The 812-nt window shown below is 74.6% G+C and carries 1 protein-coding gene; it reads left to right on the top strand.

The window, feature by feature from the left end; all coding sequences use genetic code 11:
* The coding region (locus Acy02nite_RS46200) for an FAD-dependent monooxygenase (RefSeq protein WP_203756835.1) at window positions 1-812 on the top strand (812 nt) is incomplete at both ends.

Here is an 812-nt window from a genome sequence, read left to right as displayed (position 1 = left end):
GCGGGCAGCACCGTGCGGCGCAGCGCCGGCATCGACTTCCCGGGCACCGACGCCGACACGTACGCCTACCTGGGTGATGTCCGGGCCGACGCGCCGCCCGCACCCGGCTGGGGCGTGCAGAACGAGAAGGGCGCGCTGATCGTCGCCCCGGTGCCGGGTGGGTTGCTGCGGTTCACCGGCTACGACCCCGAGGATCGGGGCTCCGGGCGTCGGGAGCTGACCCTGGACGAACTGCGGGAGATCACCGGACGTATCGGCGGGGCCGACTTCGGCCTGCGCGACCCGGCGTGGCTGAGCCGCTTCGGCAATGCCACCCGGGTGGCCGCCCAGTACCGCAAGGGGCGCGTGCTGCTGGCCGGGGACGCCGCTCACATGCACTTCCCCGCCGGCGGGGTCGGGCTGAACCTGGGCCTGCAGGACGCCATGAACCTCGGCTGGAAGCTGGCCGGCGTGATCCGCGGCCGCAGCGGCGACGACCTGCTCGACACCTACCACGACGAGCGCCGCCCGTGGGCCGAGGACGTCGCCGAGCACACTCTCGCCCAGACCGCGCTGATCACCGCGACCAGCCCGACCGGCCAAGCCCTGCGCCACCTGCTCGGCAACCTGATCGAACGGCTGCCCGACCTCTCCCTCGTCCTGGCTCGCCGCCTGGCCGGGCTCGACGTGCGCTACGGCCGGCCCGGAGAGCTGACCGGATCCCGGGTGGCCGAGACCGGGGGCGCGCTGCTCGACGGCCGGCCGGCCGAACTGGTCGTCGACGGCCGGCCCGTCATGGTCCGCCCGGACGGCTACGTCGGGAGCCTCCTCGA

Source organism: Actinoplanes cyaneus (assembly GCF_016862095.1).
In the GTDB taxonomy this organism is placed as follows: Bacteria; Actinomycetota; Actinomycetes; order Mycobacteriales; family Micromonosporaceae; genus Actinoplanes; species Actinoplanes cyaneus.
The sequence above is the reverse complement of the archived record's forward strand: the minus strand, read 5'-3'. Positions and strand labels throughout refer to the sequence as shown.